This is a genomic window from Pseudomonas sp. VE 267-6A (assembly GCF_024126555.1).
Lineage (GTDB): Bacteria > Pseudomonadota > Gammaproteobacteria > Pseudomonadales > Pseudomonadaceae > Aquipseudomonas > Aquipseudomonas palmensis.
In genome coordinates this window covers 171,236-194,695 of record NZ_JAMYBY010000005.1, presented here as the reverse complement: position 1 = coordinate 194,695, position 23,460 = coordinate 171,236, and the positions used below count along the sequence as shown (strand labels likewise).

21 protein-coding genes are annotated in these 23,460 nt (G+C 63.8%); 6 read left to right on the top strand and 15 right to left on the bottom strand.

Annotated elements, in window-relative coordinates; genetic code table 11:
- Positions 1-9: 9 nt before the first annotated feature.
- The 5 genes from groL to NJH59_RS07540 all read right to left on the bottom strand — a co-directional run bounded on the left by groL (position 10) and on the right by NJH59_RS07540 (position 4,625).
- A complete protein-coding gene (gene groL / locus NJH59_RS07560) occupies positions 10-1,659 on the bottom strand; it encodes a chaperonin GroEL (protein ID WP_043862090.1) in 1,650 nt (549 codons plus the stop codon).
- A 46-nt stretch (positions 1,660-1,705) separates the two neighbouring features.
- On the bottom strand, positions 1,706-1,999 hold the full coding sequence (locus NJH59_RS07555) for a co-chaperone GroES (RefSeq protein ID WP_009050540.1): 294 nt from the start codon (positions 1,997-1,999) through the stop codon (positions 1,706-1,708).
- A gap of 261 nt (positions 2,000-2,260) precedes the next feature.
- Positions 2,261-2,719 carry an FxsA family protein gene (locus NJH59_RS07550; RefSeq protein WP_058540885.1) on the bottom strand — a complete coding sequence of 153 codons (459 nt, stop codon included), beginning with the start codon at positions 2,717-2,719 and terminating at the stop codon, positions 2,261-2,263.
- Between the two features lie 66 nt (positions 2,720-2,785).
- The gene (locus NJH59_RS07545; protein ID WP_054914828.1) at positions 2,786-3,517 is read right to left on the bottom strand and encodes a HugZ family protein; all 732 of its coding nucleotides are present in this window, start codon (positions 3,515-3,517) and stop codon (positions 2,786-2,788) included.
- A gap of 100 nt (positions 3,518-3,617) precedes the next feature.
- Positions 3,618-4,625, bottom strand: a complete 1,008-nt coding sequence (locus tag NJH59_RS07540) for a DUF481 domain-containing protein (RefSeq protein WP_043862087.1) — start codon at positions 4,623-4,625, stop codon at positions 3,618-3,620.
- A gap of 143 nt (positions 4,626-4,768) precedes the next feature.
- Between NJH59_RS07540 and NJH59_RS07535 the strand changes: the two genes are divergently transcribed.
- Together NJH59_RS07535 and NJH59_RS07530 are read left to right on the top strand one after the other, a co-directional pair.
- Positions 4,769-5,122 (top strand): MGMT family protein, encoded by a 354-nt coding sequence (locus NJH59_RS07535; protein ID WP_043862086.1) that lies wholly within the window; start codon positions 4,769-4,771, stop codon positions 5,120-5,122.
- A gap of 43 nt (positions 5,123-5,165) precedes the next feature.
- Complete coding sequence (locus tag NJH59_RS07530; RefSeq protein WP_253086592.1) at positions 5,166-6,719, top strand: AmpG family muropeptide MFS transporter; 1,554 nt, start codon at positions 5,166-5,168, stop codon at positions 6,717-6,719.
- Here NJH59_RS07530 and NJH59_RS07525 read toward each other — a convergent pair.
- The 3 genes from NJH59_RS07525 to NJH59_RS07515 form a co-directional block, all read right to left on the bottom strand.
- Positions 6,716-7,960, bottom strand: coding sequence for an MFS transporter (locus NJH59_RS07525; RefSeq protein WP_116052220.1), 1,245 nt, complete (start codon positions 7,958-7,960; stop codon positions 6,716-6,718). The genes NJH59_RS07530 and NJH59_RS07525 overlap by 4 nt on opposite strands.
- A 196-nt stretch (positions 7,961-8,156) precedes the next feature.
- On the bottom strand, positions 8,157-9,002 hold the full coding sequence (locus NJH59_RS07520; protein WP_043862083.1) for a mechanosensitive ion channel family protein: 846 nt from the start codon (positions 9,000-9,002) through the stop codon (positions 8,157-8,159).
- A gap of 117 nt (positions 9,003-9,119) precedes the next feature.
- A complete protein-coding gene (locus NJH59_RS07515) occupies positions 9,120-9,605 on the bottom strand; it encodes a YajQ family cyclic di-GMP-binding protein (protein WP_043862082.1) in 486 nt (161 codons plus the stop codon).
- A gap of 116 nt (positions 9,606-9,721) precedes the next feature.
- Between NJH59_RS07515 and NJH59_RS07510 the strand changes: the two genes are divergently transcribed.
- From NJH59_RS07510 to NJH59_RS07500, 3 genes are read left to right on the top strand one after another with little or no spacing between them, the layout of a single operon-like run.
- Positions 9,722-10,639 carry a putative 2-dehydropantoate 2-reductase gene (locus NJH59_RS07510; RefSeq protein WP_043862081.1) on the top strand — a complete coding sequence of 306 codons (918 nt, stop codon included), beginning with the start codon at positions 9,722-9,724 and terminating at the stop codon, positions 10,637-10,639.
- 46 nt (positions 10,640-10,685) lie between these two features.
- Positions 10,686-12,722 (top strand): ATP-binding protein, encoded by a 2,037-nt coding sequence (locus tag NJH59_RS07505; protein WP_043862080.1) that lies wholly within the window; start codon positions 10,686-10,688, stop codon positions 12,720-12,722.
- Positions 12,723-12,724: 2 nt separating this feature from the next.
- Positions 12,725-13,285, top strand: a complete 561-nt coding sequence (locus NJH59_RS07500; protein WP_043862079.1) for a cob(I)yrinic acid a,c-diamide adenosyltransferase — start codon at positions 12,725-12,727, stop codon at positions 13,283-13,285.
- Positions 13,286-13,363: 78 nt separating this feature from the next.
- On the opposite strand, the gene NJH59_RS07495 is transcribed toward NJH59_RS07500, so the two are convergent.
- From NJH59_RS07495 to secA, 4 genes are all read right to left on the bottom strand, one after another.
- Entirely contained in the window at positions 13,364-14,308 is a 945-nt protein-coding gene (locus NJH59_RS07495) for a Nudix family hydrolase (RefSeq protein WP_043862078.1), read from the bottom strand.
- Positions 14,305-14,937 carry a glutathione S-transferase gene (locus NJH59_RS07490; RefSeq protein ID WP_088515537.1) on the bottom strand — a complete coding sequence of 211 codons (633 nt, stop codon included), beginning with the start codon at positions 14,935-14,937 and terminating at the stop codon, positions 14,305-14,307. The genes NJH59_RS07495 and NJH59_RS07490 overlap by 4 nt, the downstream gene beginning before the upstream one ends.
- Before the next feature lie 101 nt (positions 14,938-15,038).
- Positions 15,039-16,256: a bifunctional glutamate N-acetyltransferase/amino-acid acetyltransferase ArgJ gene (gene argJ / locus NJH59_RS07485; protein ID WP_078479527.1), complete on the bottom strand. Its 1,218-nt coding sequence runs from the start codon at positions 16,254-16,256 to the stop codon at positions 15,039-15,041.
- Positions 16,257-16,380: 124 nt separating this feature from the next.
- On the bottom strand, positions 16,381-19,116 hold the full coding sequence (secA, locus tag NJH59_RS07480; RefSeq protein ID WP_054914834.1) for a preprotein translocase subunit SecA: 2,736 nt from the start codon (positions 19,114-19,116) through the stop codon (positions 16,381-16,383).
- A 262-nt stretch (positions 19,117-19,378) separates the two neighbouring features.
- On the opposite strand from secA, the gene NJH59_RS07475 reads away from it, so the two are divergent.
- A complete protein-coding gene (locus NJH59_RS07475; RefSeq protein ID WP_054914835.1) occupies positions 19,379-19,828 on the top strand; it encodes a DUF721 domain-containing protein in 450 nt (149 codons plus the stop codon).
- 99 nt (positions 19,829-19,927) lie between these two features.
- Here NJH59_RS07475 and lpxC read toward each other — a convergent pair whose 3' ends face one another.
- The 3 genes from lpxC to ftsA form a co-directional block, all read right to left on the bottom strand.
- Positions 19,928-20,839, bottom strand: coding sequence for a UDP-3-O-acyl-N-acetylglucosamine deacetylase (lpxC, locus tag NJH59_RS07470; protein ID WP_043862073.1), 912 nt, complete (start codon positions 20,837-20,839; stop codon positions 19,928-19,930).
- A 112-nt stretch (positions 20,840-20,951) separates the two neighbouring features.
- Entirely contained in the window at positions 20,952-22,142 is a 1,191-nt protein-coding gene (gene ftsZ / locus NJH59_RS07465) for a cell division protein FtsZ (protein ID WP_043862072.1), read from the bottom strand.
- A 56-nt stretch (positions 22,143-22,198) separates the two neighbouring features.
- Positions 22,199-23,452 (bottom strand): cell division protein FtsA, encoded by a 1,254-nt coding sequence (gene ftsA / locus NJH59_RS07460; RefSeq protein ID WP_043862071.1) that lies wholly within the window; start codon positions 23,450-23,452, stop codon positions 22,199-22,201.
- Positions 23,453-23,460: the final 8 nt, after the last annotated feature.

Below are 23,460 nucleotides of genomic sequence, written 5' to 3'. Positions count from 1 at the left end.
AAGGCTGGCTTACATCATGCCGCCCATGCCGCCCATGCCACCCATGCCGCCCATGTCAGGCATGCCACCGGCAGCCTTGTCTTCAGGCGCATCGGCAACCATGGCTTCGGTAGTGATCATCAGACCACCGATCGAGGCCGCGGCCTGCAGAGCCGAACGGGTCACCTTGGCAGGGTCCAGGATGCCCATTTCGATCATGTCGCCGTACTCGCCGGTAGCAGCGTTGTAACCGAAGTTGCCCGAACCTTGCTTGACCTTGTCGACTACCACGCTTGGCTCGTCGCCGGCGTTGGCAACGATCTGGCGCAGTGGGGACTCGACGGCGCGACGCAGCAACTGGATACCCACGTTCTGGTCTTCGTTGTCGCCCTTGAGCTCGGCAATGGCCTGCAGCGAGCGAACCAGCGCCACGCCACCGCCAGGTACCACGCCTTCTTCGACGGCTGCGCGGGTAGCGTGCAGGGCGTCTTCAACGCGGGCTTTCTTCTCTTTCATTTCAACTTCGGTGCCGGCACCGACCTTGATCACGGCAACACCGCCAGCCAGCTTGGCCAGACGCTCTTGCAGTTTTTCACGGTCGTAGTCCGAGGAAGTCTCTTCGATCTGGGCACGGATCTGCTTGACGCGTGCTTCGATGTCGGCTTCAACGCCAGCACCGTCGATGATGGTGGTGTTTTCCTTGGACAGGGTCACGCGCTTGGCGTTGCCCAGGTGCTCCAGGGTGGTCGACTCCAGGCTCAGGCCGATTTCTTCGGAGATCACGGTACCGCCGGTCAGAACGGCGATGTCCTGCAGCATGGCCTTGCGGCGGTCGCCGAAGCCAGGTGCCTTGACCGCAGCCACTTTCACGATGCCGCGCATGTTGTTGACCACCAGGGTAGCCAGCGCTTCGCCTTCGACGTCTTCAGCCACGATCAGCAGCGGACGACCGGCCTTGGCAACGGCTTCCAGTACTGGCAGCAGTTCGCGGATGTTGGAGATCTTCTTGTCGACCAGCAGCAGCAGCGGGCCGTCGAGCTCGGCAACCATGGTGTCCGGCTTGTTGACGAAGTAAGGGGACAGGTAGCCACGGTCGAACTGCATGCCTTCTACAACCGACAGTTCGTTTTCCAGGCCCGAGCCTTCTTCGACGGTGATCACGCCTTCTTTACCGACTTTTTCCATGGCTTCGGCAATGATTTCACCGATGGAGGTGTCGGAGTTGGCCGAGATGGTACCGACCTGAGCGATGGCCTTGGAATCGGCGCATGGCTTGGACAGGTTCTTCAGCTCTTTGACGATGGCGATAGTGGCCTTGTCGATACCGCGCTTGAGGTCCATCGGGTTCATGCCGGCAGCAACGGCCTTGAGGCCTTCGCTGACGATGGCCTGAGCCAGAACGGTAGCGGTGGTGGTGCCGTCGCCCGCTTCGTCGTTAGCCTTGGAGGCCACGTCTTTCAGCAGTTGGGCGCCCATGTTCTCGAAGGCGTCCTTGAGTTCGATTTCCTTGGCAACCGAAACACCGTCTTTGGTGATGGTTGGCGCGCCGAAGCTCTTGGCCAGAACCACGTTGCGGCCTTTCGGGCCCAGGGTCGCTTTTACCGCGTCAGCCAGAACGTTGACGCCAACCAGCATTTTCTTACGGGCGGAATCGCCGAATTTTACGTCTTTAGCAGCCATGATCGTTTAATCCTTGAATACTTTGGAGTAACGGGAAACCAGCGGATCAGCCTTCGATAACGGCGAGAATCTCGTTCTCAGCCATTACCAGCAGGTCTTCGCCGTCAACTTTCACAGTGTTGCTGCCCGAGTACGGGCCGAAAACCACCTTGTCACCCACTTTCACGGCCAGCGCGCGCACTTCGCCGTTGTCCAGGATGCGGCCGGTACCCACGGCGACGATTTCGCCACGGTTGGGTTTTTCAGCGGCCGAGCCTGGCAGAACGATACCGCCAGCGGTTTTCGATTCTTCTTCGCTGCGACGGATGACGACGCGGTCATGCAGAGGACGAAGCTTCATTGTCGATCTCTCCTGATAGTGGTTTTCATCGGCCGGTATCGTTACCGGCGTGTTGATGCTTTCGGCGTAGCCGATCGTGGACCGCGGGGCGGGCCACGCATGTATTGTCTGGGGCAAATGCCCAGAAACCTTGCGGTGACCCATACATGAGGTCGGCCAAGGCGATTACAAGGCTTGCCGATGAAAATTTTTGCAGCCCGGCGCGCCAAATGAAAAACGGCCCCGAAGGGCCGTTTCATGCTACGCGGGCGAGCGCTCGCGTCACGGGTCACGCTTTTCGTATTCGCCTTCGATCACATTGGGATGACGCGGTGCACCGGGCGGCGCATTGAACGGGTCGTCGCCGAAGGCGCGCTGACGCATGGCCTGGGCTTCGGCGCGCTGGCGCAGCTTGTTGGCCAGCAACCGGCGGCTGAACGGCAACAGCACGATCAGGCCGATCACGTCGCTGATGAAGCCGGGGAGCAACAGCAGACCGCCACCCAGGGCCAGCATCAGGCCGTGGAACATGTCTTCGGCCGGCAATTCGCCGCGCTGCAGGCTCGCCCGCGCACGCAGCGCGGTGGCAAGGCCCGCGACCCGCACCACCAGCACACCAAGGGCCGAGCCCGCGATGATCAGCAGCAGCGCCGGGAAAAATCCGATCGCGGTGCTGACCTTGAAAAACACATACAGCTCGAGCACCGGGAAAAGCAGAAACAGCAGTAGAAAAGCACGCATCAAGGGTTCCTCTACGCAAGATGTCCTTGCAGGTACGACCTTAAATGGTTGCTGGCCGTTGCAATTTCAACCCTCGACCGCCTCGCGAGCAGGCCACTGTTCGGCGCGGGCCAGCAAAACCAGGGCTTCGCGTACTTGTATCGGTGTATTGCAAGACCTTGGAAACGCCAGCCAGTGCAGGCCCTGGCCGATGCGCAGGTGCATGCCCTCGGTATCGATCCCTACCAGCGAGGCCGGTGCGCTGGCAGGCAGGCCGCTGAGCTCGACGTAGTGCGCGATGGCGTTGGCATGGTCGTCGTTCATGTGCTCGACCATGCTCACCTCGGCCTTGCCGGCGAACGGGTTGGCCAGGGTCACGTCGTCCAGCCAGTGAATCGCGCCGAAGCCGCCGATATAGCGATGGCGCACCGGCCTGAGCACCCAGAAGTCGAAGTCGTGGGCGCTGTGGTACTGGCTCGATTCGGGGAAGTAGCGGTAATAGCGCCCGGCGGCGGCCTCGATGGCCTCGGGGTCGGCCAGCTTGTGGGCCTCGGCCATCACGGTAAGACGACCCACCGCCTGCACGTCCTCGGCATCGCGCTCGCCTACCAGCAGCGAACACTTGGGGTCTTTTTGCAGGTTGTGGGTGTGCTGGGCAATGCGACTGATCAGGATCAGCGGGTTACCGTCGGCGTCCAGGCAATACGGCACCACGGAACCGAAGGGGAAGCCGGGCATCGATTTGGAATGGGTCGAGAGTACGCCACGGTACTCCTTGAGCAGCAGCTCTCTTGCCTGCCTTGCAGCCTTCGCGCTCACGGGGGTGCTCCTGGGAAAGGTGTGATCGCGACAAGCTAATCATTATCAGTGGCGATTGCCAAGGGGCCTGCAGGCGCCGGCCCCTGAATGCGAAAGCGGTTTACCAGGCCACGCCGAAGCCGACGGTGTAGCGCGTCTTGTCCAGGTCGCTGTCGCTGGTGCCGCTGATGATGTCCTTCTCGGCCTTCAGGTTCAGCGATGCCCATTCGGTGACCTTGTAGCGCAGGCCTACCTCGGCATCCAGACTGTAGTCCGCCACGCCGCCCAGCGGCTTGCCAACCTCGCCGTTGGTGAACAGCTCGACCGACTTGCCGATCAGGTAGCGGTTGTAGTCCCACTTCACGCCCAGCGAATAGAAGTTGTCCTTGCCGCCGTCGCTGTACTCGTAGTCGGTGCGGTTGAGCAGCGAACCCAGCGAGAACGCGCCCAGCTCGTCGTCCCAGAACTGGTAGCCCGGGCCGGTACCGACCGTGCGCTGGCGGGTCAGGTCTTCGATGTGGTCGCGCTTGTAGTTCAGACGCCCCTGCCAGAACCACTGCTCGGTAATGAAGCGGTCCAGCGCGTATTCGGCGCTCCAGTTGTTGGTGGTGGTCGTGTCGTTCTTGGTCTCGCGGTTGTACTCGCCCTCGGCGTTATGCCGCCAGCGACCGTGACGGGCAGTGGTCTTGAAGTCGACGTCGTAGTCGTCACTGTCGGTTTCGGCGCGCTTGTAGTCCAGTGCCAGGTCGATGTTGCCCTTCCACAGCATGTCTTCGACCAGCGGCTTGGGCTTCATGATCTGCTGGATGCTGGCCAGTTCAACCGCCTTGGGCGCCTCGCCATTGGCCAGGATCACCTGGCCGTCTTCACCGGCCTGCAGCGACTTGGCCTTCTCGCCGGTGTAGGCGTCCTGCTTGACCAGCAGTTCCTGGTCGCTCTCCAGGGTCTTGACCTTCTTCCAGTCCAGCGCGATGGAACCACCGTACTCGGTCTGCAGCACCAGCTTGCCACCGTCGAAGACCTTGATCTTGCCGCTGAGCCGGTCGCCGTTCTTCATCCATACGGTATCGGCCACCGCAGGGGCGCAGACACCGGTCATCACAAGGCACAACAAGGCTCTAGAATACATAGGCAGTACAGAAACTCGGGTTCGCAGAAAAATCGGGCATTATCCAGATACCCGCCAGCAGAACAAGGACTGACCCAGCCAATGCCGATGAGTTCAATTCGTATTTGTGCGCCCTGCCCCCTTCACTGCCCCGCAACGCCCCGATGAGCGCGGCCTTGACCGACGCGCAGCAGCGCGCAGAAGACCGACGGACGGCGCTCTACCTGGTGCTGGGCCAACTGCCGCCAGGCAAGGTGGTCAGCTATGGTGAACTGGCGGCCATCGCCGGCCTGGGCCGCGCGGCGCGCTGGGTGGGGCGCACCCTCAGCCAGTTGCCGAGCGACACTCGCCTGCCCTGGCACCGCGTGCTGGGCGCCGGCGGACGCCTGAGCCTGGCCCTTGGCACGCCCTCCGGGGATGAGCAGCGGGCCCGCCTGCGTGCCGAAGGGGTGACCGTCCGGAACAATCGTGTGGATATGTTGCGCCATGGCTGGCGCCCGATGGAGCACAGCGGTTAGAGTGCGCGCTTTGTTTTCGCAAACTTGAGGCAGATGTTGGCCCATGCCCCGTAAAACCTGGCGCGCTGCGCTCGCTGCCTATGCCAGCCCGTCGACCCTGGTGCTGTTGCTGCTCGGCTTTGCCGCCGGCCTGCCCTATATGTTGGTGTTCTCGACCCTGTCGGTATGGCTGCGCGAAGCCGGGGTTGCCCGTGAAACCATCGGTTATGCCAGCCTGATCGGCCTGGCCTACGCCTTCAAGTGGGTATGGTCGCCACTGCTGGACCAATGGCGCCTGCCATTGCTGGGCAAGCTTGGCCGACGCCGTTCCTGGCTGGTGCTGTCACAGATCCTGGTGGTCATCGGCCTGGTCGGCATGGGCTTTTGCGACCCGCAGAAGCACCTGTCGTGGCTGATCGCGCTGGCGGTGCTGGTGGCCTTTGCCTCGGCCACCCAGGACATCGCCGTGGATGCCTACCGCCTCGAGATCGCCGGCGACCAGCGCCAGGCCGCCCTGGCCGCCAGCTACATGGCCGGCTACCGGGTCGCCGCCCTGCTGGCCACCGCGGGCGCGCTGTTCTTTGCCGAAGGGTTCGGCTCCACCGGCTTCAGCTACAAGCACAGCGCCTGGACCGGCACCTATGTGCTGTTCGGCGTGCTGATGGTGCCCGCCCTGATCACCAGCCTGCTGATGCGCGAGCCGCCCGTCCCACTGCGTACCCAGCTGTCGGCGGCGCGCTACGGCTTCGGCCACCAGCTGGCCTCGGTCTTCGTGCTGATCATTCTGCTGGTGTCGGTACCGGCGATGTTCACCCAGCTGTACAACACCGATTTCGCCAGCGTGCTGTTCGAAGGCGCCAGCCTGCTCGACCTGCTGCTTGAAGACCGCGCCTTCCTGCGCGCGATCCTCTACATCACCCTCACCACACTGTGCCTGTCATCCATGGGGCGACGCGGGCTGGCCCCGGTGCTGACTCCGGTCAACGACTTCATCGTGCGCTACCGCTGGCAGGCGCTGCTGCTGCTGGGGCTGATCGCCACCTACCGCATGTCGGACACGGTGATGGGCGTGATGGCCAACGTGTTCTATATCGACCAGGGCTTCACCAAGGACCAGATCGCCAGCGTCAGCAAGATCTTCGGCCTGTTCATGACCCTGTTCGGGGCCGGCATGGGCGGCCTGCTGATCGTGCGCTTCGGCATCCTGCCGATCCTGTTCATCGGCGGTGTGACCTCCGCCGCGACCAACCTGCTGTTCCTGATGCTCGCCGACATGGGGCCGAACCTGCAGATGCTGGTGGTGACCATCTCGCTCGACAACTTCAGCTCGGGTCTGGCGACCTCGGCCTTCGTGGCCTACCTGTCGAGCCTGACCAACCTGAAGTTCTCGGCCACCCAGTACGCCCTGCTCAGCTCGATCATGCTGCTGTTGCCGCGCCTGATCGGTGGCTACTCAGGCGTGATGGTCGAGAAGTACGGCTATCACGACTTCTTCCTGATCACCGCGATGCTCGGGGTGCCAACGCTGATCCTGATCGCCTTGCACTGGCACCAGGAACTGCGGCGCGGCAAGCTGTCCCCCGTGGAGCCCGAGACCACCGAGCGCCCCGGAGCCTAGGCCAGCGACGCCAGTTCGGCGTCGTCCTGCAGCACCGTGCGCAACGGCCACAGCGCCAGCAACCCGGCGCAACCTGCCGCCAGGGCGAAGCTCAACAGGCTCGCCCCTGCCCCCAGCATCGCCAGCAAGGCGCCGCCCAGGCCCAGCAAGGCGATGGTGATCATGCCCAGCATCGCCGACACCAGGCCCTTGCTCTGCTCGCTGGAGAACAGCGTCATGCGGTACAGCACCGCGTTGGCGATGCCCAGGCCCAGTGCGTACAGCGACATGCCCGCCACCAGGCTGAACACCGAAGGGTACAGCCAGGTGCCCAGCATGGCCGCGCCCAGGCCGATCAGATACGGCCACAGGGCCTTGCGGATCAGCGCGCGCAGGCTGTAGCGCTCGGCAATGCGGTTGATGATCAGGTTGCCCGCAATCAGGCCGCCGAACACCGGCAATTGCCACAGTGCATAGTCCAGGGTGCTCAAGCCCTCGTCATGAATCAGCAGCACCGGCGACAGACCGATCCAGCCGATCAGCGGCAGGCCCACCAGGCCCAGGGCAGCGCTGCCGGCAACGAAGCGGCGGTTGCCCAGCAGTTGCCCGTAACCGGCCAGCAAGGGCAGCAGGTGGATGGGCTGGAAGGCCAGGCGCGTACCGTCGCGCCGCTCCACCCCCAGGGTTTCAGGCATGAAGCGGTACAGCGCGCACCAGGTCAGCACGGCGAACCCTGCGAACAGTACGAACAGCCAGCGCCACGAGACCCATTCCAGCAGCACGGTGCCTACCAGTGGGCCGAGCAGCGGCGAAAGCAGCGCGATGTTGGCCAGCAGGGCCATCATGCGCACCGCATCCGCCTCGCTGAAGGCTTCGTTCAGGGCCGGGTAGCTGACCGTGACCACAAAGCCCAGGCCAATGCCCTGTAACAGGCGCAGCAGGTTGAACAGCTCGATGCCCTCGACCCAGTAGGTGGCCAGGCAGGCCAGGCAGAAGACGGCGCACCCCCACAGCAGCAGCGGACGCCGCCCGTAACGGTCGGCCAGCGGGCCGATCAGCCACTGCAGCAGCACACCGCCAAGCAGGTAGAGGTTCAGCGCATGGGGGATGAATTCGGGGCTGGCATTCAGGTCGCCCACCACCGTGGGCATGGCAGGCATCACCACGTCGCTGGCCAGGTAGGTCAGCAGCTCGAACAGCGCCAGGGTCATGGCGAAACAGAATGCCCGGAACGGGGTGATGTTTATCAGCGGGGTAAGCATGGCAAGGCCTGGCAGGGAAAATCAGCCAGCCTGTATGCCAGAAAAGGCAAAGGTCGGACAGTAACAAGAAGTGAACAAGTGTAATCGGTACACCCGCATCGCGGGGCAAGCCGCGCTCCCACGCGGTAATCACTGTCTCCAGACACATGATGTACCTGTGGGAGCGGGCTTGACCCGCGATGAGCTCGAGGCGTTGTTACTGCACGGCCGCTTCCTGCACCACACGGATTACCCGCTGCGGAAACGGGATGTCGATGCCCTCGGCCTTCAACCGGTCGCGCGCATGCTCGTTGAGCATGAACATCACGTCCCAGTAGTCAGCCGTCTTCACCCAGGCTCGCAGCGACACGGTGATCGAGCTGTCGCCCAGTGCCGAAATCACCGCCTGGGGCGCGCCGGGTTCCTGCAGCACCCGCGGGTCATTGGCCAGGTCCAGCAGCACCTTGCGCGCTACCTGCAGGTCGGCCTCGTAGTCCACGCCCACATCGAACACCACCTTGCGGGTCGGCTGGCGGTTGGTGTTGGTGATGATGCCGTTGGACAGGCTGCCGTTGGGCAGGATCACCGTCTTGTTGTCACCGGTACGCAGCACCGTGTGGAAGATCTGGATGCTGTCCACGGTACCGCTGACCCCCTGGGCCTCGATCCAGTCGCCCAGGCGGAACGGACGGAACAGCAGGATCAGCACCCCACCGGCGAAGTTCGCCAGGCTGCCCTGCAAGGCCAGGCCGATGGCCAGGCCGGCGGCACCGATGGCGGCCACGAACGAGGTGGTCTCGATGCCGATCATCGAGGCCACGCTGACCACCAGCAGGATCTTCAGAATGATGTTCGCCAGGCTGCTGATGAAGCCTTGCAGCGCCAGGTCGGCGTTGCGCAGGGCCAGCAGCTTGCCCAGGCGGTAGGTGACCTTGTTGATCACCCACCAGCCGATGGCCAGGGTCAGCAGCGCCAGCAACAGGCGACTGCCATATTCCATGATCATCGGGATCCAGGTCTGCGAAGTCCTGACCAGCTGATCCACTTCAGCGTTCAAATCCATAGGTTGTCTCCTGATGCCGGGCGGCAAAAAACGGGGAAAGCGTGGCGCCGCAATCGTTTCAGCGGCCGCAGAAACCTCGGACGCCGAAACGGCGCCAAGGTTCCGGGTACACGGGGATCAGTCGCGGAAGTTGTTGAACTGCAGCGGCATGCCGAACTCCTTGGCACGCAGGGCCGCGATGGCCTCCTGCAGGTCGTCGCGTTTCTTGCCGGTGACACGTACCTGCTCGCCCTGGATGGCGGCCTGGACCTTGAGCTTGGCGTCCTTGATGTGGGCGACGATCTTCTTGGCCAGTTCCTTGTCGATGCCTTCCTTCAGCGTCGCTTCCTGCTTCATCACCTTGCCCGATGCGAAGGCATCCTTGACCTCCAGGCACTGCACGTCGATCTTGCGCTTGACCAGCGCCAGCTTGAGGATGTCGATCATCGCCTCGAGCTGGAACTCGGCCTCGGCGGTGAGGTTGACGGTCAGTTCCTTTTCCTTGAACTCGAAGCTGCCCTTGCCCTTGAGGTCGTAGCGGCGGTCGAGCTCCTTGACCGCGTTTTCCACGGCGTTGGTGACTTCGTGCTTGTCCAGTTCCGATACCACGTCGAACGACGGCATATCCATTCTCCAAAAAAATAAACGCACGCTCATGGGCCCCTGGTCGCAGAGCATGATGGAGCGTGCCGGGTTTGACGGTTAAAATGCGGGTTCATTATAACGGTTGCGAAACGCAGATGAGCAGCACCTGGCATATTCTCGGCGCCGGCAGCCTGGGCAGCCTCTGGGCCTGCCGCCTGGCACAGGCCGGCAAGGCGGTCCGCCTGATCCTGCGCGACCCTGCGCGCCTGCACGCCTACGAGGCGGCGGGCGGCCTGAGCCTGGTACACAACGGCCAGGCGCAGCGCCACGCGATCCCCGCCGAAACCGCCGATGCAGGCACGCCTATCCACCGGCTGCTGGTGGCCTGCAAGGCCTACGACGCGCCCGCAGCAGTGGCGCAGCTGGCGCCGCGACTGGCGCGCAATGCCGAGCTGGTGTTGCTGCAGAACGGCCTGGGCAGCCAGGACGAAGTCGCCAGCCAGGTCCCCCACGCACGCTGCATCTTCGCCTCCAGCACCGAGGGCGCGTTTCGCGAAGCCGACTGGCAGGTGAACTTTGCCGGGCATGGCTTCAACTGGCTGGGCGACCCGGCCAACCCGCTGCCGCCCGATTGGCTCGACGACCTGACCGACGCCGGCATCCCGCACCAGTGGACCCCGGACATCCTCACCCGGCTATGGCGCAAGCTGGCGCTCAACTGCGCCATCAACCCACTGACCGTGCTGCATGCGTGCCGCAACGGCGGCCTGGCCGAGCATCACTGCGAGGTGGCCACGCTGTGCGCGGAGCTGGCCGAGCTGCTGCAGCACTGCGGCCAGCCCGAAGCCGCCACCGATCTGCAGGTCGAGGTCGAACGGGTCATCCAGGCCACGGCGGCGAACTACTCTTCCATGTACCAGGACGTGCGCCAGGGCCGACGCACCGAGATCCACTACCTGCTCGGCCACGCCTGCCGCGTTGCCGCCCGCCACGGCCGCCATCTGGCGCACCTTGAACGGCTGCACCGGCGCCTGGTCGAACACCTGAACGCACGCGGGTTGCCCAGCGACTGAGGGCAACGCTACCCTGCCCCTCCACCCACAGGATCACGCCGTCACCATGCCCTTGCGCGAACGCCTGGAAAACCTGCCGGTCGGCCAGAAGCTGCTGGCCGCCCTGCTGGTGCTGCTGATCACCATTCTGCTGGTGGCCAACCTGACCTTCATCAGCGCCGCCTACTGGATCTCCCAGGAGGCCATGGCGCCTCAGGCCCTGCAGACCATCGGCCGCCTGGTATCGCACCCGGAGCTGGCACAGCGCGCCGCAGACTCGCCAGAGGCGGCCAACGACCTGCTCAAGGAACTGGACAGCTACACCCCGCTGCGCGCCGCCGCGCTGTATGGCAGCGACGGCAAGCTGCTGGCGCAGTTGCAGCACGGCGAACCCCTGGCAGTACCCAAGCGCTACCGCAACATCGAAAGCTGGCGCCTGACCGAGTTTCGCAGCACCCAGCTGGTAACCCTGCCGCGCCCCGGCAGCCCGCCCGGGCATCTGCTGCTGGTGGCCAGCAGCGAGCTGCCGATGGCCTTCTATACCGGCACACTGACCGCCAGCCTGGGCATCCTGGTGTTCAGCATCCTGCTATGGATGCTGATTGCGCGGCAGATCAAGCGCCTGATCACCCAGCCGATCTACCAGCTCGAACAGCTCTCGCGCCAGGTGACCCGCGAAGAGAACTATGCCCTGCGCGCGCGCCCCGGCAACCGCGACGAAATCGGCAGCCTGGCCGAGGCGTTCAACACCATGCTGTCGCGCATCGAAGCCCGCGAACAGCAACTCAAGCGCGCCCGCGACGAATTCCAGACCGCCTATGACCAGGCCCAGGGCCTGGCCGAGGAAACCCGTCACACCAACCGCAAGCTGGAACTCGAAGTGCAGGTGCGCAGCAAGATCGAGCGCAAGCTCACCGGCTTTCAGAACTACCTCAACAGCATCATCGACTCCATGCCCTCGGCACTGATCGCCCTGGACGAACAGCTCTACGTGACCCAGTGGAACCAGGAGGCCAGCGCGCTTTCCGGCACGCCGCTGGACGAGGCGCTGAACCAGCCGATCTTCCTCGCGTTCGAGCCGCTCAAGCCGTTCCTGCCGCAGCTCAAGGAAAGCGTCGAGAAGCACCGCGTGGCCAAGATCGAGCGGGTCACCTGGACCAGGGGCGACGATGCGCGCCACTATGCCCTGACCTTCTACCCGCTGATGGGCGGTGGCGGGCGCGGCGTTGTGATTCGCATCGACGACATCACCCAGCGCCTGTCGCTCGAAGAGATGATGGTGCAGTCGGAGAAGATGCTCTCGGTCGGTGGCCTGGCTGCTGGCATGGCCCACGAGATCAACAACCCGCTGGGGGCGATCCTGCACAACGTGCAGAACATCCGTCGACGCCTGTCCCCCGACCTGCCGAAGAACCTGGAGCAGGCCAGCGAAACCGGCATCGACCTGGGTACGGTCAACCAGTACCTGGAAAACCGCCAGGTACCCCAGTTGCTCGATGGCATCCAGCAGGCCGGCGCACGGGCGGCCAAGATCGTCACCCACATGCTCAGCTTCAGCCGCCGCAGCAACCGCCAGATGGCACCGTGCGACCTGCCGGCACTGATCGACCAGGCGGTGGAGATCGCCGGCAACGACTTCGACCTGACCGAAGGCTTCGACTTCAAGGGCCAGGCCATCGTGCGCCAGTTCGACCCGGCCCTGGGCCCGGTGCCCGGCACCGCCAACGAGCTGGAACAGGTGCTGCTCAACCTGCTCAAGAACGCCGCCCAGGCGATTCACCAGCGCGAAGACGACAGCGAACCGGGGCGTATCATCCTGCGTACCCGGCTCAACCCGCCGTGGGCCGAGATCCAGGTCGAAGACAATGGCGTGGGCATGCCCGAGGCGGTGCGCAAGCGCACCTTCGAGCCGTTCTTCACCACCAAGGAAATCGGCCAGGGCACTGGCCTGGGCCTGTCGGTGTCGTATTTCATCATCACCAACAACCACAAGGGCCAGATGGAGGTGCAGTCGGCGCCGGGTCAGGGCACGTGCTTCACCTTGCGCCTGCCGCTGAGCAACCTGCCGATGCCACCCCCCGGCCCGCCAACGATGGAGTCATGAGCATGGGTTTTCGCTTGTCGAAGATTTACACCCGCACCGGCGACAAGGGCGAAACCGGCCTGGGCGACGGCCGTCGCGTCGCCAAGGACCATCCGCGCATCGAGGCCATCGGCGAGGTGGACACGCTCAACAGCCAGCTGGGCGTGTTGCTGGCAGGCCTGGCCGAGCAACACCTGGACGAGGTGGTCGAAGTGCTGGCGCCGTGTCAGCATCGGCTGTTCGACCTGGGTGGTGAGCTGGCGATGCCCAGTTACCAGGCCTTGAACGAGGCCGAGGTGCAGCGCCTGGAAGCGGCGATCGACCACTGGAACGAAGAGCTGGGGCCTCTGGAGAACTTCATTCTGCCGGGCGGTTCGGCGCTGATTGCCCAGGCCCATGTATGCCGCAGCCTGGCCCGCAGTGCGGAGCGGCGGTGTCAGCAGTTGAATGCGGCAGAGCCGCTGGCGGGGGTGGGGCTGGCGTACATCAATCGGCTGTCGGACTTGCTGTTCGTGGCGGCGCGGGTGATTGCGCGGCGCCAGGGGGTGGCGGAGGTGTTGTGGCAGGCTGCGGCCAGGCCATGACGCCGCTTCGCCGGCAAGGCCGGCTCCTACAAAGGTCAGCGCCGTCTGTAGGAGCCGGCCTTGCCGGCGAGGCTTCACTCAGGCCTCAGGCCAGAACGCCCGAATTCCGGCCACGCCTTGGGCGCCGAACTGCCAGGCCCGCTCGCAATCAGCCGGCCCCACGCCACCCAGCACATACACCGGCCGGTTGAAGCCTTCGATCAGCTCGCTGGCCTGCTCCCAGCCCAACGGTACCGCCTCGGGATGCGTCTGGGTCGCCTGCACCGGCGACAGGGTGACGAAATCCACCCCCATCTGCTCGGCCAGCGCCAGTTCTTCGGCGTTGTGACAAGACGCGGCCAGCCAGCGCTCTCTGGGGAACGGTCGGCCCTTGGGCGCATATTTGCGCAACTGCTCGGCCGTAAGGTGCCACCCTGCCGCCGGGAAATCGCCCAGCCACTCCAGCGGCCCCTTGAGCATCAACTGCGCCTTGCCGGCACACAGCCCCACCGCATCCACCGCCACATCGCGGTACTTGGGGTCGTAGCCGTTGGGCGCACGCAACTGCACCAGCTTGATCCCGCCGGCAATCGCCTTCTGGATGCCGCGCAGCAACTGCGGGGCTTCCAGTTCGCCCGGGGTGATCAGGTAGTGGCCAGGCAACCGCGCGGCCGCCACGATGGGCTGGTTGGCTTCAGGGAAGTCGTATTGCGGCAGTTCGCGTGGCGACACCCAGGCCAGTGGCTGGCCTTCGGCGCCATGGGGCTCGCCGGTAAAGCCGTCGACCTCCCACACGTCCAGCAGCACCTGCTTGTCGGGGTAGTCGTGACGCACCTTGATCAAAGGCCGTGCACGGGTCACGACGATGCCCAGTTCCTCGTGCAGCTCGCGGGCCAGGGCGATCTCGACCGCCTCCCCCGCCTCCACCTTGCCGCCGGGAAACTCCCACAGGCCGCCCTGATGCTGGCTGTCGGCACGGCGCGCAATCAGGATGCGCCCGTCGGTGCCACGGATCACCGCAGCGGCAACATGCACCCGCTTCACGACGCACGCTCCGCCAGCGCAGCCTGCTGCCAGGCCTGGAAGGCCGGCCACTGGTAGATGGCCTCGACGTAGGCGGCGGCTGCCGCTGGCAGTTCGACACGGTAGCTGCGCAGACGCACCGCCACCGGGGCGAAGAAGGCGTCGGCCAGGCTCAGTTCGCCGAACAGGTACGGGCCCGGGGTCTTGGCCACCAGGCGGCACTCGGACCACAGCGCGACGATGCGGTCGATGTCGATCTGCACCTCGAGTGGAATGCTCTCAAGGGCCTGATCGTGGTCCAGATTCATCGGCATGGTGCTGCGCAGGGCGAAGAAGCCACTGTGCATCTGCGCACAGGCCGAACGCGCCTGGGCCCGGGCAGCGATGTCGCTGGGCCACAGGTTGGCTTCAGGGTGGCGCTCGGCCAGGTACTCGGCGATTGCCAGCGAATCGGCGATGGTGCCGTGTTCGGACTTGAGCAGGGGCACCTTGCCGGTGGCGGAGTGCGCCAGGATGCGCTGGCGGGTATCGGGCTGGTTGAGGGTGATCAGCAGTTCGGTGTAGGGCACCCTGGCAAGTTCGAGGGCCAGGGCGGCGCGCAGCGACCAGGAGGAATACAGCTTGTCGCCGATGATCAGTTGGTAGCTCATGGGTGGGCTCCATCGGGATGTGCGGGGGCCTATTGCGGGTCAAGCCCGCTCCCACAGGGTTACTGCAATCCTTGAGGGAGCGGGCTTGACCCGCAATACGGTCAGGTACGGTATTCGGCGTTGATCTTCACATACTCATGGGACAGGTCGGTGGTCCAGATCGTTTCGCTGCAGTCGCCACGCCCCAGGTCGATGCGGATGGTGATCTCTTCCTGGGCCATCACGGCCGAGCCCTGGGCCTCGGTGTAGGTGGCGTTGCGGCCGCCTTTGCTGGCGATGCACACATCGTCCAGGTACACGTCGATCAGGCTCACGTCCAGGTTCGGCACGCCAGCACGGCCCACAGCTGCCAGGATCCGGCCCCAGTTCGGGTCGGAGGCGAACAGCGCGGTCTTGATCAGCGGCGAATGCGCCACGGCATAGCCGACGTCCAGGCATTCCTGATGATTGCCACCACCGTTGACCTGAACGGTCACGAACTTGGTCGCGCCTTCACCGTCACGCACGATGGCCTGGGCCACTTCCATGCACACCTCGAACACCGCCTTTTTCAGCGCGTCGAACAGCGGGCCGCGGGCTTCGGTCACTTCAGCCACGTCGGCCTTGCCGGTGGCGATCAGCATGCAGCAATCGTTGGTCGAGGTATCGCCGTCGATGGTGATGCGGTTGAACGACTTGTTGGCGCCGTCCAGCAGCAGGTCCTTGAGCACGGCCGGCGCCACCTTGGCGTCGGTGGCGATGTAGCCGAGCATGGTCGCCATGTTCGGGCGGATCATCCCGGCGCCCTTGCTGATGCCGGTCACGGTGATGGTTACGCCGTCATGCTGGAACTGGCGGCTGGCACCCTTGGGCAGGGTGTCGGTGGTCATGATGCCGGTGGCGGCCTCGGCCCAGTTGTTTTCCGACAGGTCGTCCAGGGCGGCCTGCAGCGCGCCTTCGATCTTCTCGACCGGCAGTGGCTCACCGATCACACCGGTGGAGAACGGCAGCACCGCATCGGCGTCGACACCCGCCAGCTCGGCCAGCCTGGCGCAGGTGCGCTCGGCAGCGGCCAGGCCGGGGGCGCCGGTACCGGCGTTGGCGTTGCCGGTGTTGGTCAGCAGGTAACGCACACTGCCCTGCACGCGCTGCTTGGCCAGGATCACCGGGGCAGCGCAGAACGCATTGAGGGTGAACACGCCGGCAACGCTGGAGCCTTCGGCGCAGCGCATTACCACAACGTCCTTGCGCCCGGGGCGCTTGATGCCCGCAGAGGCAATACCGAGTTCAAAACCTGGAACCGGGTGCAACGTTGGCAAAGGACCAAGACCGACAGCCATGAAAGCGCTCCTAGAAAAAAGGCGCCGGCTCGAGATACCGGCGCTTGAGATGGAACAACGCCGCGACGGTTGGGCCCGTCGCGGCGCGGTGTTCAGATATCAGCAGGGGGCAACGGCGGTGCGATCAGTCGATCTTGCCGTGGCACTGCTTGAACTTCTTGCCCGAACCGCACCAGCAGGGTTCGTTGCGGCCCAGCTTCTGCTCGTTGCGCACCGGCGCTGCGGCCACGGCGACGTCGGCACCCTCCTCAAGCAGCTCGCCCGCCTCCAGGCCAGGGGCCTCGGCGTGCTGGAACTGCATGCGCTGGGCCAGCTCTTCGGCTTCGCGGCGCAGGCGTGCTTCCTCTTCGATCGGGTCTTCGCGGCGAACCTGAACGTGCGAGAGCACGCGGATGGTGTCGCGCTTGATCGAGTCCAGCAGTTCCTGGAACAGGGCAAACGACTCGCGCTTGTATTCCTGCTTCGGGTTCTTCTGGGCGTAGCCACGCAGGTGGATACCGTGGCGCAGGTGATCCATGGTCGACAGGTGGTCTTTCCACAGGTCGTCGATCACACGCAGCAGGATCTGCTTCTCGAAGGTACGCAGGGCATCGGCGCTGGCCTGCTCTTCCTTCTCGTTGTAGGCCGCCATCAGCTCGGCCATCAACTTCTCGCGCAGGGTCTCTTCGTACAGGTGGTCGTCTTCGTCCAGCCACTGCTGGATCGGCAGCTTGACCCCGAAATCGCTGGCCAGTGCCGCTTCCAGGCCCGGCACGTCCCACTGCTCGGGCAGCGACTGTGGCGGGATGTGCTGGGCCACGGTGGCATCGAGCACTTCCTGGCGGAACTCGGCGATGGTGTCGCCGATGTTGGTCGCCGCCAGCAGGCTGTTGCGCATGTGGTAGATGACCTTACGCTGCTCGTTGGCCACGTCGTCGAATTCGAGCAGTTGCTTGCGGATGTCGAAGTTGCGACCTTCGACCTTGCGCTGGGCCTTCTCGATGGCGTTGGTGACCATGCGGTGCTCGATGGCCTCGCCGGACTGCATGCCCAGGGCCTTCATGAAGTTCTTGACCCGGTCGGAGGCGAAGATGCGCATCAGGCTGTCTTCCAGCGACAGGTAGAAGCGGCTCGAGCCCGGGTCGCCCTGACGGCCGGAACGGCCACGCAGCTGGTTGTCGATACGGCGCGATTCGTGGCGCTCGGAGGCGATCACGTGCAGACCACCGGACTCGATCACCTGCTGGTGACGCTTCTGCCAGTCGGCCTTGACCTGGGCAACCTGCTCGGGCGTCGGGTTGTCCATGGCAGCCACTTCGACTTCCCAGTTGCCGCCCAGCAGGATGTCGGTACCACGACCGGCCATGTTGGTGGCGATGGTCAGTGCACCCGGGCGACCGGCCTGGGCGATGATCTCGGCTTCCTTCTCGTGGAACTTGGCGTTCAGGACCTTGTGATCGATGCCTTCCTTGATCAGCAGGTTGGACATGTGCTCGGAGGTTTCGATGGTGGCGGTACCCACCAGCACCGGACGCCCGGAAGCCATGCTCTCCTTGATGTCGGCGATGATCGCGGTGTACTTCTCTTCGGCGGTCAGGTAGACCAGGTCGTTGAAGTCCTTGCGCGCCAGCGGCTTGTTCGGCGGGATCACCATCACGTTGAGCTGGTAGATCTGGGCGAATTCGAACGCTTCGGTGTCAGCGGTACCGGTCATGCCGGACAGCTTGTTGTACAGGCGGAAGTAGTTCTGGAACGTGGTCGAGGCCAGGGTCTGGCTCTCGGGCTGGATGTTCAGGTTTTCCTTGGCCTCGATGGCCTGGTGCAGGCCCTCGGACAGGCGACGGCCCGGCATGGTGCGGCCGGTGTGCTCGTCGATCAGCAGGATCTGGCCGTCCTGCACGATGTACTCGACATTGCGGTGGAACAGCTTGTGGGCACGCAGGCCGGCATACACGTGGGTCAGCAGGCCCAGGTTGTGCGCCGAGTAGAGGCTCTCGCCCTCAGCCAGCATGCCGACCTGGGTGAGCATCTCTTCGATGTACTGGTGGCCGGCTTCGTTGAGTTCGACCTGGCGGGTCTTCTCGTCGATGCTGTAGTGGCCTTCCTGGGTGACCTGCCCTTCGACCTCTTCGATGTGCTGCTTGAGCTGCGGGATCAGCTTGTTGATCTCGATGTACAGCTTGGAGCTGTCTTCGGCCTGGCCGGAGATGATCAGCGGGGTACGGGCTTCGTCGATCAGGATGGAATCGACTTCGTCGATCACGGCGAAATTCAGCTCGCGCTGGAATTTCTCTTCCATGCTGAACGCCATGTTGTCGCGCAGGTAGTCGAAACCGAATTCGTTGTTGGTGCCGTAGGTGATGTCGGCGGCATAGGCGATGCGCTTTTCTTCCGGCGGCTGGAACGGGGTGACCACACCCACGGTGAGGCCCAGGTATTCATACAGAGGGCGCATCCAGTTGGCGTCGCGGCGGGCCAGGTAGTCGTTGACCGTGACCACGTGCACGCCCTTGCCGGACAGCGCGTTGAGGTACACGCCCAGGGTCGCCACCAGGGTCTTGCCTTCACCGGTACGCATCTCTGCGATCATGCCCTCGTGCAAGGTCATGCCACCGATCAGCTGTACATCGAAGTGACGCATGCCCATGACCCGCTTGCCGGCCTCGCGCGCAACGGCGAAGGCTTCGGGCAACAGTTGGTCAAGGGTCTCGCCTTTGGCCAGGCGCTCTTTGAACGCTGCGGTCTTGGCCCGCAACTGCTCGTCCGTCAGGGCGACCATCTGCTCTTCGAAGGCATTGACGATCTGTACCGTCTTGAGCATGCGTTTGACTTCACGCTCGTTCTTGCTTCCAAAAAGTTTTTTTAACAAAGGCGCAAACATATTGGCAGGATCTTCCACACGTAGGGATGGAGGGCGGCCCCGTGAGTCGCCCGTGCAGCCCTTATGGCCGCATGCGAACGAGCATTCTACCCGGAAACGATGGTGAGGAAAGTGGCGGATTTCCACGATGCTGGCACAGCGCTTTTGACGGGGCTTTTTTACAATAAGGCCTTTTTCGCCAACTTCAACCCATCGTCACATGAAGAATTACCGGCGGGGCGATCTGTTAAGATGGCGCCACTGTATTTTTCGGACCCTGCCCATGGCTTTTCGCCCCCTGCCCGCCCGTGCACCCGCCGTGCTTTTGCGTGAAGCGCGACCGCTCAAGGCCCTGTTCAGCCAGGCCCAGCGCCTGGCCCAGCTGCAGCGCCTGGTAGAGAGCCAGTTGCAGCCGGCAGCGCGCGAGCATTGCCATGTGGCCTCCTGGCGCGAGGGTACGCTGCTGCTGATCGTCACCGACGGGCACTGGGCCACGCGCCTGCGTTACCAGCAGAAACGCCTGCTGCGCCAGTTGCAGATGATGGAGGCCTTCAGCAGCCTGACCCGCATCAATTTCAGGGTGCAGCCGGTGGCCGGTGTGGCACCCGCGGCGGGGCACCCGATGGACATCTCGACACGTTCGGCGCAGAACATCCACGCTACGGCCGAAGGGATCACCGACCCCAAGCTCAAGGCGGCGCTGGAGCGCCTGGCCAGGCACGGCAAGGGATAGACGAGCGCACAGCGCTCGCAAACCTGCGACTGCGCGGCAATAAAAAAGGGCCACCCGAAGGCAGCCCCAAAAAATAACTAAAGAAGAGAGAGTTCGTACTTACACTGCCGCAACCGGACGCATGTAAGAGATCGGTGCCGTGCTGGCATCTTCGAACGTCACCACTTCCCACGCATCGGTTTCCTCGATCAGCTTGCGCAGCAGCTGATTGTTCAGCGCGTGTCCGGACTTGTAGCCCTTGAACTCGCCGATCAGGCTGTTGCCCAGCAGGTAGAGGTCGCCAATCGCATCGAGGATCTTGTGCTTGACGAATTCGTCTTCGTAGCGAAGGCCGTCTTCGTTGAGCACGCCATCCTTGTCCACGACGATGGCGTTTTCCACGCTGCCGCCGAGGGCGAGGTTGTGCTTGCGCAGGTACTCGATGTCACTCATGAACCCGAAGGTACGGGCGCGGCTGACTTCCTTCACGAACGAGGTGCTGGAAAAGTCCACGCTGGCACTCTGGGTCCGGTTGTGGAACACCGGGTGGTCGAAATCGATCTCGAAACTCACCTTGAACCCTTCGAAAGGCAGGAAAGTGGCGCGCTTGTCGCCGTCTTCCACTGTCACTTCACGCAGGATGCGGATGAACTTCTTGGCTGCGTCCTGTTCTTCCAGGCCGGCAGATTGAATCAGGAATACAAAGGGCCCGGCGCTGCCGTCCATAATTGGCACTTCGGACGCGGAGAGCTCGACGTAGGCGTTATCGATGCCCAGGCCAGCCATGGCCGAGAGCAGGTGCTCTACCGTGTCTACCTTGGTATCGCCATTGACCAGTGTCGTGGACATGGTCGTCTCGCCGACGTTTTCCGCACGGGCAGGGATCTGCACCACAGGGTCGAGGTCGGCACGGCAAAATACGATGCCGGTATCCACAGGGGCGGGCTTGAGGGTCAGGTAAACCTTTTCCCCGGAGTGCAGGCCGACACCTGTGGCACGGATGATATTTTTCAGGGTGCGTTGTTTAATCATGGCATTGGCCGCTTCAGCGCAAATTGCGAACTGGTATCAACAAAGGCTGAGGATAATAGCAGACCCGGCCTTTGCTGAACACCAATCACCTTCATAGCCCTGATAAATTCCATTAATCGGCCTGACGACGCAGGAAAGCCGGGATATCCAGATAATCCAGGTCGTCCTGCGGGTTCAGCTTCTGTGCCGCAGCGGCCCCGGCGTGAGCCTGGTTGCGCATGACGGTCGGACGCTCCAGATCGCGGTAGTTGACCGAAGGTTGCTCCGGACGGGCCGGCGCAGGGGCTGGGGTCTGTACAGCGGACGCTTGCAGGGTGTTGTCGATGACCTTGACCGGTTTCTCGATCTTGGCACCCAGGCCGGTGGCTACCACGGTGACGTGCAGCTCGTCGCGCATGTCCGGGTCAATGACGGTACCGACCTTGACCATGGCGTGGTCGGAGGCGAATGCCTCGATGATGCTGCCCACATCGGAGTATTCACCCAGCGACAGGTCAGGACCTGCGGTGATGTTCACCAGGATGCCGCGGGCGCCCTGCAGGTTGACGTCTTCGAGCAGCGGGTTGCGGATGGCCGCCTCGGTCGCTTCACGCGCACGGTTCGGACCGCTGGCGCAGCCGGTACCCATCATGGCCATGCCCATCTCGCTCATCACGGTACGCACGTCGGCGAAGTCGACGTTGATCATGCCCGGACGCTTGATGATGTCGGAGATACCGCGAACGGCACCGGCGAGCACGTCGTCAGCCTTGGCGAAGGCCGACAGCAGGCTGGCATCCTTGCCCAGGATGGTCAGCAGCTTCTCGTTCGGAATGGTGATCAGCGAATCGACGCTGTCGGCCAGGGCACGGATGCCCTCGTCGGCGATCTGCATGCGCTTGCGACCTTCGAACGGGAACGGACGGGTCACCACTGCAACGGTGAGGATGCCCATTTCCTTGGCCACTTCGGCGATGATCGGAGCAGCACCGGTACCGGTACCGCCGCCCATGCCGGTGGTGATGAACACCATGTTGGTGCCTTGCAGCACTTCGGCGATGCGCTCACGGTCTTCCAGCGCGGCCTGACGACCGACTTCCGGATTGGCACCTGCACCCAGGCCCTTGGTCACGCCGGTACCCAGTTGCAGGATGGTGCGCGCGCCGATGTTTTTCAGCGCTTGAGCATCGGTGTTGGCGCAGATGAATTCGACGCCTTCGATGTTGCTCTTGACCATGTGATTGACGGCGTTGCCACCGCCGCCACCGACGCCGATCACTTTGATGACCGGGCTTTGCGGGACGTTGTCTACGAGCTCGAACATTTTCCCTCTCCTTTCAGTTCTCTAGTTTTTTGCGCCTACTACTACTGCTTTGAAACTTAAAAGTTGCCCTGGACCCAGCGCTTGAGTCGCTCAAGCACCGGGGCCTTCGGTTCATCGCCATAGCTGTTGCTGCTGATACCGGTCAGGGTCACGCCTTCGGACTGCTTCTGCAGGCCATAGGTCAGAAGGCCCACGCCGGTGGAATAGATGGGGTTGCGCACCACGTCGCTCAGGCCCCGCACGGTGTAAGGCACGCCCAGGCGTACCGGCATGTGGAAAATCTCTTCGGCCAGTTCCACCGCGCCTTCCATCTTGGCGGTACCGCCGGTGAGCACGATGCCGGCCGGCACCAGGTCTTCGTAGCCACTGCGACGCAGTTCGGCCTGGATCAGGGTGAACAGTTCGTCGTAGCGTGGCTCGACCACTTCGGCCAGGGCCTGGCGCGACAGTTCGCGCGGCGGACGATCGCCCACGCTAGGCACCTTGATGGTTTCGCCGGCACCGGCCAGCTTGGCCAGGGCACAGGCGTAGCGGATCTTGATCTCTTCGGCGTACTGGGTGGGGGTACGCAGCGCCATGGCGATGTCGTTGGTCACCTGGTCGCCGGCAATCGGAATCACCGCCGTGTGGCGGATGGCGCCCTCGGTGAAGATCGCGATGTCGGTGGTACCGCCGCCGATGTCCACCAGGCACACGCCCAGCTCTTTTTCGTCATCGGTCAGCACCGAGTAGGCCGAGGCCAGTTGCTCGAGGATGATGTCGTCGATTTCAAGGCCGCAGCGGCGCACGCATTTTTCGATGTTCTGTGCTGCATTGACCGCACAGGTGACCACGTGCACCTTGGCTTCCAGGCGCACGCCGGACATGCCCAGCGGCTCGCGCACGCCTTCCTGGTTGTCGATCACGTAGTCCTGCGGCAGGGTGTGCAGCACCCGCTGGTCGGCCGGGATGGCCACGGCCTGGGCCGCGTCCAGCACCCGCTCCAGGTCCGCCGCGCTGACTTCGCGATCGCGGATGGCGACGATACCGTGGGAGTTCAGGCTGCGGATGTGATTGCCCGCCACGCCGACGAACGCCGAGTGAATCCGGCAGCCAGCCATCAGCTGGGCCTCTTCGACGGCGCGCTGGATCGACTGCACGGTGGATTCGATATTGACCACCACGCCCTTTTTCAGCCCGCGCGATGGATGGGTGCCGATACCGACGATTTCTAGGGTGCCATCGGCGGCCACTTCGCCCACCAGTGCAACCACCTTGGACGTACCGATATCCAGCCCGACGATCATTTTGCCGCTATGCGCATTTGCCATGGGTCCTG